This is a genomic window from Corynebacterium sp. EPI-003-04-2554_SCH2473622 (assembly GCF_001665955.1).
Lineage (GTDB): Bacteria > Actinomycetota > Actinomycetes > Mycobacteriales > Mycobacteriaceae > Corynebacterium > Corynebacterium pseudodiphtheriticum.
On sequence record NZ_LZMN01000064.1, the window covers coordinates 1 to 12,549 of the forward strand.

General features: G+C 60.3%; 9 protein-coding genes and 1 tRNA gene. 6 read left to right on the plus strand and 4 right to left on the minus strand.

Annotation, left to right across the window (positions count from 1 at the left end):
- Positions 1-112: 112 nt before the first annotated feature.
- Positions 113-1,798, minus strand: a complete 1,686-nt coding sequence (locus tag A5774_RS07370) for a VanW family protein (protein ID WP_041206416.1) — start codon at positions 1,796-1,798, stop codon at positions 113-115.
- A 33-nt stretch (positions 1,799-1,831) separates the two neighbouring features.
- Positions 1,832-2,413, minus strand: a complete 582-nt coding sequence (locus A5774_RS07375) for a hypothetical protein (protein WP_231892382.1) — start codon at positions 2,411-2,413, stop codon at positions 1,832-1,834.
- A gap of 131 nt (positions 2,414-2,544) precedes the next feature.
- On the opposite strand from A5774_RS07375, the gene A5774_RS07380 reads away from it, so the two are divergent.
- The 3 genes from A5774_RS07380 to A5774_RS07390 are packed head-to-tail and all read left to right on the plus strand — an operon-like array spanning position 2,545 to position 6,735.
- Positions 2,545-3,060, plus strand: coding sequence for a universal stress protein (locus A5774_RS07380; RefSeq protein ID WP_021352868.1), 516 nt, complete (start codon positions 2,545-2,547; stop codon positions 3,058-3,060).
- Positions 3,061-3,101: 41 nt separating this feature from the next.
- The gene (locus tag A5774_RS07385; protein WP_023018478.1) at positions 3,102-3,326 is read left to right on the plus strand and encodes a DUF2613 domain-containing protein; all 225 of its coding nucleotides are present in this window, start codon (positions 3,102-3,104) and stop codon (positions 3,324-3,326) included.
- Positions 3,319-6,735: an alpha-(1->3)-arabinofuranosyltransferase family protein gene (locus tag A5774_RS07390; protein WP_369815538.1), complete on the plus strand. Its 3,417-nt coding sequence runs from the start codon at positions 3,319-3,321 to the stop codon at positions 6,733-6,735. The genes A5774_RS07385 and A5774_RS07390 overlap by 8 nt, the downstream gene beginning before the upstream one ends.
- Here the strand turns inward: A5774_RS07390 and A5774_RS10955 are convergent.
- Positions 6,642-7,778 carry an acyltransferase gene (locus A5774_RS10955; RefSeq protein WP_082936152.1) on the minus strand — a complete coding sequence of 379 codons (1,137 nt, stop codon included), beginning with the start codon at positions 7,776-7,778 and terminating at the stop codon, positions 6,642-6,644. The two genes, A5774_RS07390 and A5774_RS10955, sit on opposite strands and share 94 nt — an antisense overlap.
- A 121-nt stretch (positions 7,779-7,899) precedes the next feature.
- Between A5774_RS10955 and A5774_RS07395 the strand changes: the two genes are divergently transcribed.
- The 3 genes from A5774_RS07395 (at position 7,900) to A5774_RS07405 (ending at position 10,960) form a co-directional block, all read left to right on the plus strand.
- Positions 7,900-9,294 carry a porin PorA family protein gene (locus tag A5774_RS07395; protein WP_064834118.1) on the plus strand — a complete coding sequence of 465 codons (1,395 nt, stop codon included), beginning with the start codon at positions 7,900-7,902 and terminating at the stop codon, positions 9,292-9,294.
- 3 nt (positions 9,295-9,297) lie between these two features.
- On the plus strand, positions 9,298-10,800 hold the full coding sequence (locus tag A5774_RS07400) for a hypothetical protein (RefSeq protein WP_064834120.1): 1,503 nt from the start codon (positions 9,298-9,300) through the stop codon (positions 10,798-10,800).
- 71 nt (positions 10,801-10,871) lie between these two features.
- Positions 10,872-10,960, plus strand: a tRNA-Ser gene (locus A5774_RS07405).
- A gap of 125 nt (positions 10,961-11,085) precedes the next feature.
- On the opposite strand, the gene A5774_RS07410 is transcribed toward A5774_RS07405, so the two are convergent.
- Positions 11,086-12,312 carry an MFS transporter gene (locus A5774_RS07410; protein ID WP_126925969.1) on the minus strand — a complete coding sequence of 409 codons (1,227 nt, stop codon included), beginning with the start codon at positions 12,310-12,312 and terminating at the stop codon, positions 11,086-11,088.
- Positions 12,313-12,549: the final 237 nt, after the last annotated feature.

Sequence of the window (12,549 nt, forward strand, 5' to 3'; positions counted from 1 at the left end):
GCCGTTCAGAATCAATGGCGGCACGGATGTCTCGATCAGACAGCAACATAGCAATTATCCTACCTAGCCAGCGCTTGCCGACGCCCGGCAGGTACTGGCTCAAACATTAGCTCTAGCCGCAGGTCACGATCGGCTGCGGATCATAGACGGTGGTCTGAGTATTACGCGAGACCTCCGCGCCACCCAAGGTACGGATCACCCGGGTATCGGACGTCGTAAAGCCCGGAATGCCGGAAGTCGGGATGCAGTTGGAACCACTGACTTTCTGCTTCGGTGGATTGGTGTGCGCCCAACGACCGCCGCTGATGGATTCCACCTCGTATTCCTTGACGCCCATCAGGCGCACGGTCACGGAACCACCGCCGACGCTCGATTCAATGCGCACTGGGTGGTTGGAATTGTTGCGGAACTTCAGGTCGATCACGCCGTCGTACAGCGTGGCCTCGCGCCCCGCCGGGTAGCGTGAGATGTAGTAGCTGTGCGGAGTGTGCGCGACATCTTCCATGGCCGCAAAATAGGCCGCGTTGTACAAAGTGGTGGCATATTGCGAAATGCCACCGCCGACGGCGGTGTCTGCGCGGCCTTCATAAATCACGCCGGATTCCACATAGCCCTGCGCGGCGGTGCGCGAGCCGGTGGCCTGGTTGACGGAGAAGGTCTCGCCCGGCGACACAATGGTGCCGTTGAGCGCATTGGAGATCACCGAAATATTCGTGCCCGAGGCTGGGGAATAACCGCTGGTTGTGAACTCACCAACCACTTGGTCAAAAGTCGAGGCCTCGGCGTCCGCGGTGGTAAACGTCGCTGGCTGGTCCTCATAGGTGGCATCCCACTCGCGGTCATCGCCCAGCACGCGCTCGGCGAAACCGGCCATGGTCTGTTCCCAGTCAATGACTTCCCCATCCACGTGCGGGGTAACCTGCCGCTGGCCACCAGACATGGACAAGCGAGCATTTTTCATCGGGCGTTCGGATTCCGCCAGGCCTTCGCCCAAGATGTCCCGGGCCTTGGACTCGTCGACACGTGGCTCCAAATGCCCTTCATGGGCTTCAAAATGCACGAACTCGCCGATGCGCGCGGGTTCAATCGTGCCCGTAATATTCTCGCGGCCGTGCACCTTCAGCGGGCCGGAGACAGCTTTGGCGGCAAGGCCTTCGGCGATCGCATCCACCTGATCCTGGTTAATCACCGGCTCAATCTCATTCGGCTCTACCGCGATGCCTTCCGGATCCAACCAGGAGCTCGCAACCTCTTCTTGCAGCTGCGCGCGATCAACTTCCTGGCCCGGTACGGCATCACGCGGTTCCACGTTGCCGGCTTCCAGGAATACCGCGCCATCTTCGGGGTCCCGGTGCAGCTCGCCGACCATGCGGTCTAGCTCCGGGTTCAGCGCGGCCGGATCCTCGGCGGTTTGCACGTCCACTTCCTTCGTCGAACGGAAGAAGCTGGCCAGGCGCACAAGTGGGTTCATCGACTCATCGGGAATAGCGGCAATCGTGCCTTCCAAGTCCAGGCGCAGCCCTGCCTGCGCTGGCACGAATTCCGTGGTTTTTTCGCCCGCAGCAACACGCACGGGTTCGTTTTCTGCCTCGCGGAGTTCGTCGTCAAGCTTGGCCAGAGCATCCTCGCGCTCCAGGGAGGAAATATCGACGCCACCCACGGACGTCGCACGCGGGATTTTGCCCTGATTCGTGGAGACATCAATGGCGTAGGCAATGCCAGCAATGACGAAAAGCCCGACGAAGACGCCGAGCACAATCGCCACACCTTTGAAACTTCTCGATTTCGCCGAATTCACGCTTTATAGACTAACCGCTCACACAGCTTGGTACTAGTTACGGGCGGATTCTTCAGATTCTGCTCCATTATGCGCACTGCTACCGCGTTTCTTCTTTTTCTCTCGACGCGGCCCGATAAACCACCACACCGGCACGATAGATACAGCGACGAATACCCAATAGATCAACCAAAACGAGCCCTGTAATCCTGTAACCGCAATGCCTACCCCGAGCAAAACAATACTGATCAGGGAGCCTATACACGCCCGTTTCCAGGTAGTCATGGCTGATTCAGTAGTGCGCATGTCTGCATTGGTGGTGTTGTTCTCGGAGATACCAAACCGGCGAGCAAAGCGTACGTCCATGGCTCGGATGATCGTCGGCCCGAGGGTAATTGAATACCCGATATATAAAGCAGACAGGCCATGCGCAAAATTCGAAGAATGTGTAGAGCTTAAGTCGATATAAGTGAGGGCCAGCAGGACAAGATCAACGATCGGAGTGGCTATGAGCAGTGCTGCACCAACGCGCGGGGCCCGCAACGCATATCGTGTCAGCAGCCCTGCTACAAGCAGAACCCAGAATAAAACCTCGGCTACAACAATTGCGATGAATATCAAACTACTGGCCTCCAAATTCGTATCCCCTACATGGTCAACTATATGGATGCTCCATGCAGATTTGGGGTAGCCCGCAAAAAGTGGCCAGTTAATTAAACGAATTTGGGGCTAACCTCTCGCCCGCAACGCTATTAGGATAGAAAGCTATGAGTTCCGATTCCCGCGAACAGACCATGCTGATTGCCTACGACGGCTCCGAAAACGCCGACCGTGCGCTCGAATACGCTGCCAAGTTACTCAAGCCCGGCACCGTGCAAATCTTGACTGCGTGGGAGCCGATCGCCCGCCAGCAAGCCCGCGCCGCCTCGCGCACCGGCATGCACCAGGCGACGATGACCTCCGATAATCTGGAAGACGATCCCGCCTACGCCGAAGCCGTGCAAGTGTGCCGTCAGGGCATCGCTGCAGCTGAAAAGCTCGGCATGTACGGCAAGGCGCACCTGGTGGAATCGGCCACGACCATCGCCTCGGCCATCGTGGATGCGGCCCAAGAACTCGACGTCGACGTGATTATCACCGGCACTCGCGCACTGACCGGATTCCGCGCGCTGTGGTCGCAGTCGACAGCGGAGACGATCGTGAAAAACGCCGGGGTTCCGGTGCTGGTCGTGCCACCGGAAAACGAGGACGACGATCCGGAATACTTCACCAGGGACGACTAAATTAAGGGATGATTCATCCTCAGGATTAAGGACAATTATTTATGGCCGCTGATTCTTCTCGCTCGCTCAACCGGCAGTCGCCAAACCGGCAGTCGCTGAACCGCCGCAGCCTGGGCCCGGCTCTGGGCAGCGCTGTCGTCGGCGTCGCGCTGGGCGTCGTCGCGATTTTGGGCATCGCGCAGTTTTCCGGCCAAGACACCATCTCTGGTACCACCCCGCCGGATGATGCCCTGTTAGGTGGTGCCGAATACGGCTCACGTGAGTAAGCCTGCCGTGCGCACCCGCCTGCGCATTCGCGCCCACGCCACTCACCCACTTAGCACCCACGCCATAGTGTGGCTGGTGCTGGCCGCCGCGATGTTTGCCCAACCTGTCGGGCTTATCGCCGCGGATACTAAACACGATCTCACAGCTGATCCCGCCGGTTTCCTGGCCGCGGCCACCCACGCCTGGACGGATGTCTTCCCGCTGGGGCAGCTGCAAAACCAGGCCTATGGCTACCTGTTCCCGCAGGGTCTGTTTTTCTTGCTTGCCGACGCCATCCCGGACTGGTTACTTCCCACCTGGGTGGCGCAACGGCTGTGGTGGACCATCGTCGTAGGCGTTGGTTTTTCCGGTTTTTATCGGCTCTGCCAGTGCGTCGTTCCTGGATCTGACCGCGCCAAACCGTCGGCAAGCATCCACGCCTTCCACATCATCGCCGCGCTGCTGTTCGCGCTGTCGCCGCGCACGCTAACCACGCTGACCGCGATTTCCTCCGAGGCATGGCCAGTGATGCTCGTTCCCTGGGTGCTGGTTCCGCTGCTGCGCACAGACAAAATCACCGGCCGGGAAATCGCGGCGGCTACCATCCCCATCGCGCTGATGGGAGCGGTCAACGCGACTGCCACCCTGGCCGCCTGCATCCCGGCTGGCTTGGTGATTCTGTGGCGTCGGCAAGGTTGGCTGCTGATCCCGGCCGCGGTCGCTGTGAGTGCCTGGTGGATCGGCCCGCTGTTGGTGTTGGGAAAGTATTCCCCACCGTTTACGGATTTCATCGAATCATCCTATGTGACCACGCGCTGGCTGAACCTACTGGAGATTCTGCGCGGCACCACTCACTGGACGCCGTTTGCCGATACTGAGCGCGAGGCCGGGTATTTGTTGGTCTCGCAGCCGGTGTTTGTGCTGGCCACCGTAGCGATTGCAGCGTGTGGTCTGGCGGGCCTGGCGTTGAGTGCCCAATGCGCACAGGGCTCCGCGCCTAGCACCCGCCTGCGCTACCACGGGCTGTGGTTGCTGATGCTGCTGGTCGGAATCACGATCCTGGCCGCGCCCTATGGGCAGTTGCTGGACAACGTCCTGGCTCCGCTGCGTAACCTGCACAAATTCGACCCGCTGGTGCGCATCCCGCTACTGCTCGGCGTGGCACACCTGGGCACTGTGCTGGAGATGCCGCGCCTTAAGCATCCATTGACCCGGCGCGCGGCCGCAGGCCTGGGCGTGGCGGTGATCGCGCTGCTGTCGGTGGCTCCGGTGTGGTCGGGCCGGTTACTACCCACCGGTGCGTACCGCGAGGTGCCGGAATATTGGCGCCAGGCTGCGGATTTCCTCAATGGCAACGTCGACACGCGTACCCTGCTGGTTCCAGAAACCTCGTTTGCCCGGCAGGAATGGGGTTGGACCCGCGATGAGCCCGCCCAGCCGTTGTTGGATGTGCCGTGGGCGGTGCGTGATGCGGTGCCGCTGTTGCCGCCGGAGGCGATTCGTGGGCTGGATGGGGCGCTGGCCACGCTGGATCGCTCGGTGGATCCGTTGTTGCGTTTGGGAATCGGTGCGGTGCTGGTGCGCCATGATTTGGATTCTTCTGCCCAGCGGGAGCGTGCCGACGAGCTTGCCGACGCCTTGGACCGCCTAGCTGACCGGGCGGCGGGAGGCTCTCCGGCTGTGCAGCGCCATGATTTCGGGGAGGTCTCGGTGTTTGTTGTGGATGCGCAGCGGGATATGCACATCGCACATGATCCGGTCACGGTGGCTGGTGGCGGCGAGGCGCTGGCTGTGTTGGATGTTATCGATGGCCCGGCTCCGCGCCGGTTGGTAGACCATGCGGGTGCGGGGGCGGCGAAGGAAGGGTCTGATGCCGAGATCGTCACCGATACCCCACTGCTGGTCGATCGTAATTTCGGCACCCTGCAGGGGGCGGTCTCTGGCCCGCTGGCCAGCCCGGATGAGGCCACCACGAAGCACCCGAGTGTGGATTACCCGAGCGTCGCCACGCCGCTGCCGGTGCGTCCTCGCGGTGATGTGCAGCTGCAGGCCTCGTCTTCGGCTGCAGATGCCACCGCTTTTGGGGGCGCGGATCCGGCGCGCTCAATCAATGCGGCGGTCGATGGCACGGACCAAGCCTGGTGGCCAGCCCCGGGCGATCCGGGAACGTTGAAGCTCCGCAGCACCGACGGGATATTCCACGCGCCGGAATTACATCTGACCACCACGGAGGATGCACGCCTGCGAGTATTGGCTTTTGCTGATGGGGGTTATGAGGATGCCGATGAGGGTACTAATGAGGTTCCTGAGGATGATAGCGCGGGTACCAGCGACGAGCCGATCCACACCATCACCGTGGAAACTGCAGCTGGCGAAGATACCCGCGTTGCTTTCCCGAATGATCTCCGTGCCAACCGCATAGAAGTCCAGCTCAATCCGGAAACCCGCACCGGGGTCTCCGATATCCACCTGGCTGGCCATGAGTTGTCGCGCCTGGTGCACGTGCCAGCTACCGCGAATGCTCGGCAGTTCGTCTTCCAGCGTCTGGCGGTGGATACGGGTGTTGTACAGCGCAGTTTCGAGGTTCCGCGCACAATGCAGCTGGAGATCCGTACCGACGATGAGCAGCCGGTCACCATCGACGGCACCGAATATTCCGCAGGTGAGACGGTGGAACTATCCGGCACGCACACCATCTCCACTGCAGCCGCGTGGGTCAGCCTGCGCGAGCCTGGCTTTGCCCCGACTGCGCGTTATGAGCCTGTCGCTGGCCGCACGGTGCCGGGCGCTGTAGACGCTGAAGATGCTGTAGGCGAGGGCCGCCTGCTCGTCACCGGACGCGCGTTCAATGAGGGTTTACGCGGCGAGCTTGTCGACGCCTCCGGCACCGTCACCGAGTTGCAACCTACCAGCATCGATGCCGCTACCCAGGCGTTTGTGCTGCCCGCAGGCACATCCGGCGAGTTTCGCATGAGTTTTGCCGGTGAGGCTGCGTACCGCACGTCCTTATTTCTGGGTGCAGGGGTATCGCTGGTGACCTTAGCCGCGCTGGTGTTGTTCCCGCTCGCACGGCCGACGGCCAACACCCAATTCGCAGCAGCGCGACGTCGGCACGCGCGAGACTTGCTAGCCACCGAACCCACACTGCCTGCCTGGGCATTCCCAGTGGCCGCCGTTGCGGTCTCGGGTGCGGTGGTGGGCCCAGCAGGGGCGATCTCTGCAGCTGCGACGTGGGCGATCACGCGCTGGACGACGATCCGACCGGTAGTTTTAGCACCAACGTTGCTGGGGATTTGCGGGTTGTGGTTGGCGCGCGCACCGTGGCCGGATGCGCATTATGCCGGTGATAGTTTGCTCGCGGCGTGTTTGGCTGCCGGTGCGGTAGCCTGCCTGAGCCAAAGCCGGGCTGGTTCTTCTACCAAGGTGTAGCTGATAGCCGCGACCGCTACAGAAAGCCCCAGGGTGAGAGCCAGAATGATGACAAAGCCGCCGCTGAACATCTCGATTCCTGCCAGCGGGAAGGCGATGGACAGCACCGCCACATGCCACAGGAACAGCGAATAAGACCAGCGCCCCACAGCTTGCACCGGTTGGCTCAGCAGCAGGCCAGACTTCGTAGGCCGCAGCGCATAAGGCACCACGATGCACACCGCGAAAACAGTGCCCAGACTGATGCGGATGGCGAATTCCAGTGGGCTCGGATGGGTAAGGCCACGCGGGCTAATGGCTTCCCAGCTGGCCAGGAATAAACAGGCAGTGGCTAGCCCCCAAAACAGCGGTTTCATGCCCAGGATGCGTCGTACCACACCTGGGCGCTTGGCGACGCCCGCCGATTCCGCCTCGGCAGCCAGCATGCCGACGACGAACCACAGAGTATAAGCCGGTGGCCAAATCTGCCGGTTCACACTCGCCGCCCAACTAGCGCCGTCGCTACCGTCGAAACCGGCCACAAACGGCAAAAAAGCCCAACCCAAACTCGCGATCCCCACCACACACAGCGCGAGTACTCGCGTGCGGGCTTGCCAGCGCAGAAGCACCCAGGCGATCAGTGGCAGAGTAAAATAAAAAGCGAACTCCACGCACAGCGACCACAAATGTGTCAGGCCTGGTGCCAACCCATCGGGAATATAGATCTGAGTGGCGGTCAGGTTAGCGAGTAGTTGTTGCCAGCCCATGGTGCTAGCCGCTGGCAGCGCCAACGCCACCACCGCGACGCAAACGAGGTAAGCGGGTAATACGCGCGCGGCACGCTTGCGTAAAAAACCCGGGCCGATCGGCCTACGCCACAGCAAAAATGCGGAGAGCGCAAAGAACACGGCCACGAAATAATCAAAACGTTCCAGCACCACTGGCCCAGAAGCAGTCTGAAAATGCACATGAGTGATCAGCACCCCGACGGCTGCAAGCGCACGAATACCTTCTAGGCAGTCAATACGCTGCGGAACCGATGCGGAGACACTGGTGGCGACCATGCGCTCAGGCTAGCAGGCAAGTCTCGCAGTTCGCGTGCTGAGGAAACCTATTAGTTTGGGCTTCCGCTTAGTTTGCCCCTCAACCCTCAGAAGTTAACGTCGCAGGTATACTGCTAGCACTATGTTCCGTCGTGTCACGTTAACGGTGGCCGCTGCTGCTCTCTCACTAGTGGTTGGCGCCGCCGCTCCGCCGCTGGTGATGGCCTTCCACGATTCCTGGCCAGAAGGCACCACGGTGCACACGCGCACAGAAGACGCGGAAACCCAGCTGCTAGACACGGCGGAATTTGCTGCGGCAGCCAGCAGCGCCGGGGCTGGCAAGCCGCTTCCCCGCCCCGACGATTGCCCGGAAGCAACACCAACTTTTCCGTGTTATATCAACACCACTACCACGCACATCGACAGTGAAATCACGCTGCTGCGCACCACGCAGGATGCGGAAGATCCGGCACGTCGTTCCGAAATTACTGCACGCCACACGCTGCTTGCCAACGACGGCGCAGGCTCATCCACAAGCGACGACGCCACCACCGCGCGCGCTCTCGGTCATGCGGATAACGACGTGACCATCAACCGCGAATCCGCCATCGGCATCCCAGACCCTACCTCGCGCGTGCGGTTTTATGATGACGGTAGACCCGACAACACAGACACCCCCGTCGTCGATACGGGTTTGTTCGCGCGTCCGGGGATCTATTATGCCTTCGAACCGGATACGCAGAAGCGCTCCTATAATTTCTTCGATCTTTTCACCCAAGAACCACTGCCCATCGACTTCGCCGACACCATCGAGCAGGGCGAGGGTGAAGAAGGTGCTGAAGATGGTGCTGCCACCGCGGAGTTTTACGAATACCGCCACACCATTACGGCCCACCCGCTGCACAATTCCTTGCTGCGCGCGTATTCGCAGCCGCAGGATTTGCTCAGCCCGCCCACCCCGGTCTCGGCGCTGTCACCGAAAATCCTCGACGAACCAGCCGCGAAGCTTTTCGACGCCATGGAGATCACCGGCCCCGCCACAGATTTTTATACCGCCGATGAACTTGCCGACGAGCACGTCACCGGCGATCTTTCCGCCGCCGATACCGTGACCATGCGCCCCTATTATTCTGTGGACCGCTTGGTGTGGGTGGAACCGATCACTGGGCAGATCGTCAACCGCGATGAACACTACGAGGTCTTTCTCGCCGCCGATGGCACCCCGGCGCAGCCAGCCCCGGAGCGCACCGTGTTGTCCACGCACGCGAAATATGATTCCGCCTCCCGCAACGAAGCACAAGACCTGGCCAGCAAGACAGTGGGAGTGGTGGAACGTTGGGAGGCCATTGGTTTTCTGGCCACTGCCCTCGGCATCGTCCTACTGGCAGCTGCGGTGTGGATGATCTGGCGGCACCGGCACAGCCAGAAGCGTGCCCACGCTAACCACTCCGACACCAGCCACCCCAGCACCAATCCCAGCGCCAACACCGGCCACCCCGGCACCAATCCCAACGCCAGCAACCCCAGCGCCAACTAGCACATGAACGCACGCCTGCTGATCCTCGGTTTGTGGGCCAGCCTGCTGGTTGGCGCTCTCACCTGGCCGTTTTTCGCAGCTGGCGAACTAGCCTGGCGGGATATGCTCGTGCTGGATTCACCAGCTCTGTCGCCCTCGGCCTTTGGTTTTGGGGATCTGCCCGCGCGCAATGCCCCACAAGATGGCGTGTTGGCGATCCTCGGGGTGTTGTTTCCGGCCTCGTGGATAGTTCGGGTCTTGCTGATCGGTGGCGCGGCAGCCGCTGCGTATGCCGGGGCGCTATTGGCGCACGAACGCTCTGCCTCACTGCCCGCGCAGCTAACGGCAATGACCATCGCGGTGGCCAACCCGTTCGTCGTCGAGCGCTTATTGCAAGGCCATTGGTCGTTGGTGCTGGCAGCCTGGCTGCTGCCGGTCATCGTCGCCCTGCGCACCCGTCTAGTCTGGGTGTTGGTGGCGGTGCTGCTGTCCTCGCTCACACCCACCGGCGCACTGTTTGCCACGCTCACAGCGTCATTCGTCGTGCGTGACTGGCGTTCGCGCGTACTCACCCTGGTGGTTGCGGGCTTGGCCAGCCTGCCGTGGCTGGTGCCGTCGTTACAGGATATCCCGCATGCGGCCACGAGTAGCTATTTTGCCTTTGGCCCGCGGGCAGAAACCTACGTCGGCACGCTGGGCTCGCTACTGGGCTTGGGGGGAATATGGAATGGGCAGGCGGTTCCGGCATCGAGGTCGGCGGGGTTTGCGATTTTCGGGGTGGTGTTGTTTGCCGTGCTGTGGCTGGGCCGTCGCGCGGTGCCGCGTGCGGTGTTGGCGCTGGCGGTGTTGGGCCTCGGGGGCGCGTTGGTGGGTTGGCTGGCCCCGGAGCTGTTGTCTGCGGTTGATCCGGGTGTGTTGCGGGATTCGCAGAAGCTGATGATGCTGGCAATTCCCGCGTATTGCTGCGCCGCCGCTGGCGTGCCGCGGTTGTGGGCATATCTGGCTCTCTTGTGTGCTGTGCTGCAGGTCGTCGATGCTCCTGCTGAGGTCTCGGTGCTGGCCCCGCGGGAGGTCACCGCCGGGTTGGATCAAGATTTATTGCAGCGTGCCAACGGCCGCACGGCGTTTTTGCCGGATGCCCCGACGGTGGTTTCTGCGCCGGGTTGGGTGAGCATCAACCCGTACACGAAGGCCTTGCCGGTGGTTTATTCCGGGCAGTTGGAGGTCGACGGCGCGCTCGTCGACAAGCCATCACGACGCTATATTCTGGCGCAACAGGCGTGGGAGGCTGGCGATCACGAGCGCTTGCGCAGCTTGGGCATTGGGGTGGTCTATGGCGACGGTGTGATCACGGAGACCGGTGCTGGGCCAGAACCTGTGCCATGGGGCTGGCATGCCGGCTGGTTTGGCGCCTGGTTGCTGGTGTTGTGGTGGCAGCTGCGAAACCGCACAGCACGGAAAACTCGCAAGGCGGGGAGAGCTCGCAAGGCGAGGAAAACTTACAAGACGGAGAAAACCCGCAGGTGAAGGCGCTGAAGTTACCTGAATTCTTCCCGGTTTTGCGTTCTGACAATCTACTGTTAGACTTAGTTCTCGCTGGAGGATTCGACTAGCGGCCTATGTCACACGCCTGGAACGCGTGCGGGTTTCACGACCCTCGTGGGTTCAAATCCCACATCCTCCGCCAATGTGAAGTCTCGAGACATCGTTCCCAGAGCGGTGCCTCGAGATTTTTCTTTTTCACACCGCAGCCCGGGCCTCAACGACGGGTTATACGACAAAAGATCATGCGGCGTTTTTTTGAATAGTGCTTTACTTTCTCGTGGGAACTCTAAATTTTCCGCCCCCTCCGATAAGTGAAATGGCTACAAACGCCAGACCGAGAACCAGCTGCGGGGCAGCCACAAAAGCCAACACGGAGCGGAAGGAAGTAGCCTCGAAAGAATTGGCTACCGCCGCATACACAGCACCTGACATCATCTGAATGAAGAAAAACAGCCCCGTGGAGACTCCCGGCAAAGGAAGCGGTAAAGCGAGTTGCCCATTTTGGCTATACGGGATAGTCGCCCCCACCCCAATGAATTGGGTACACAAGATTGCAATCACGACCCACGCAGGAAGTAGCGGAGCGACCAAGCCCACCAAGAGAACCGCCAAGGCGACCAGACCGGAAACCATGATCGACGTATGTGCAAATTTGGTCGGGTTGGCGGTGTGCTTTATCAAATAACTTCCAAACCAATACCCTACTGCAGGCCATAGCATCAACACTCCATAGGAGATTCCCGTAATCCCATAGTTGGTTTCGAAGAAACCTGGAGATAGAGCCAAAAAGCCAAAATAGCTCATCCACACCAGGGCGAGCGCTGCCGAATACCATAAATACGAAAGGTTTGAGAGCGAAGCTCCGATGGACGATAGGGTCGAAGCCAAGGAAGGTAGAGAGGGCTCGTCGGCTTTCGCCGAACCCAAAAACCCCAGGCACAACAAGGACAAGGTAATCCCCAGGACGGCTAGCACCACAAAAATGGCTCGCCAAGGAAAAAAGAGGGAGGCCACTCCCCCTAGAAGGGGAGCTAGAGCAGGAGTGAGCGAAATGACCATAGTCAGGTTAGCTAAAGGTGCAATTCTGAACGCTGGATCAATACGTCTACGAATAATTAGACGGCAAAGAACAGTCGCCGATGTCCCCCCAAGGGCTTGAAGGAATCGCCCTGCAGACAGCGGGAAGATGGACCCAGAGAACGCACAGAGTATCGAACCAATACTGAACACAATTAATCCGAAAGCTTGAAGCTTGACCGCGTCGTATTTTTCGGCCAAAAACCCGCCCACAAACATACTGAGCGCATATCCGGCCATGTATATCGTCGTTGTCCATTGGAGCTGTGCCACATTGACGTTCAAGTCCGAGGCCATACGAGCGAACGACGGCGTGATTACGCTTAACCCCAATTGCGGAGCCATAACCACTAGCAAGAGAGTAATCATAGCCCCGAAGGAAAATTTCTTAGAGAAACTGCTATTTCCGTTAGACACGGGAAGCCCCCTTGCCTGCAGCAAGGGCGCACACGATGCTTTGCTCGCGATTCCGAATCTTTGTCATAGCGCTAAGGTTACCCTCGTTTAGTGGACACCCTATTAGTACGGACCTTGTGTCCGTAGGAGAGGATGTTCATTGAGAGTTCGTCAAGGAAAAAATACACCCCGGAGTACCGGCAGGAAGCTGCCAGACTGGTCATCGAATCGGGACGCCCAATCGCTCATGTAGCTCAA